The sequence below is a fragment of the Lentzea sp. NPDC003310 genome (assembly GCF_040610935.1).
Lineage (GTDB): Bacteria > Actinomycetota > Actinomycetes > Mycobacteriales > Pseudonocardiaceae > Lentzea.
Window position 1 is genome coordinate 1 of the sequence record NZ_JBEXNC010000069.1, and the last position, 1,116, is coordinate 1,116.

Genomic DNA, 1,116 nt, shown 5'->3' on the forward strand with positions numbered 1-1,116 from the left:
TATAGATATTAAAGTATTTTTGGTTTAACCCTACTATAATAATAGTAATAAATCCTATGATTAATGAAATTAAATATTGACGCTTATATTTTTTGAAATTAGATATTGTTCCACTTTGCCATAAAAATAGTCCTAAAAGCATGTCTAAAGTAATGGCAAGAGTAAGATGAAATAAGTTACTCTGGTAAATACTGATACCAATAAAAGATAGACTAACAATTATTAATAAACTTAATGTTAATTTAGTTTTTTTTAAATTTTCAACGAACATAATAATTAAACCTATGATAGCATAAGCAAAAAAGGGTGTTAAAAACATAGAGGTTATAATACCTACGATTAACAGGAATAAAAGTCTCCTAAACATTAATTTTAAAGGTGATAAGCTTTTTCTACGTGCATTATCCATAAATATACCCATACTAATACCGAATAGTAATGAGAATAAACCAATGAACTTATTTTCTATAAAAACTTCTTCAATATTATAAATGGTAGCATCTGTATGCGTCTTTATAATATTTTCACCGGCTACTCTAGGAAATACTTCTAAACTATTCATAAAGACTATAAGATATATCGCTAAACCTCTAATAATATCTAAACTTACAATGCGTTTTTGTTTCATAATTTCTCCTTTATTATAAAAATTTAATTGAATTTTATATTTCAGCTAATTTCTATAGATAAGTAATATTCAATCAAGATTTTAGGGGGATTAATTAGGATTACATGCTATACGTTTCTCTAATTGACCTTTAGATATGTCATTAAAGATAGTTTTAATTTCTTTTTTCGAATAATCTTTTACGCTTACTTCTAAAGTACGGTATTTTTCTAAAAATTTCTGTCCTTGTATGTACTTTAAAATCGGGGGAACCTTACTACTCTTTTTATAATATAAATACTCCAATATAAATTTATGTTGCTTATAATAAGCCTCACCTTTGTATTTTTTAGAAAGTAATTGTATTTTTCTTAAGGAATTAGTTTTTTTAAAAGCTTTTTTAATAAGTCTATGTTTATTATAATTTGGCAATGCCACACATAACACCTCATATTCAAGAATTGTTAAGTCAAAGATTAAGCTTTTTAAATAATATGTGTCCATTTATT

The 1,116-nt window shown here is 24.6% G+C and carries 1 protein-coding gene and 1 pseudogene; both read right to left on the reverse strand.

Annotation, left to right across the window (positions count from 1 at the left end; all coding sequences use genetic code 11):
• Positions 1 to 628: pseudogene (locus tag ABZX02_RS43985) on the reverse strand (hypothetical protein); the annotation flags it as partial.
• Between the two features lie 90 nt (positions 629 to 718).
• Complete coding sequence (locus ABZX02_RS43990; RefSeq protein ID WP_355307977.1) at positions 719 to 1,045, reverse strand: hypothetical protein; 327 nt, start codon at positions 1,043 to 1,045, stop codon at positions 719 to 721.
• Between the last annotated feature and the right edge of the window lie 71 nt (positions 1,046 to 1,116).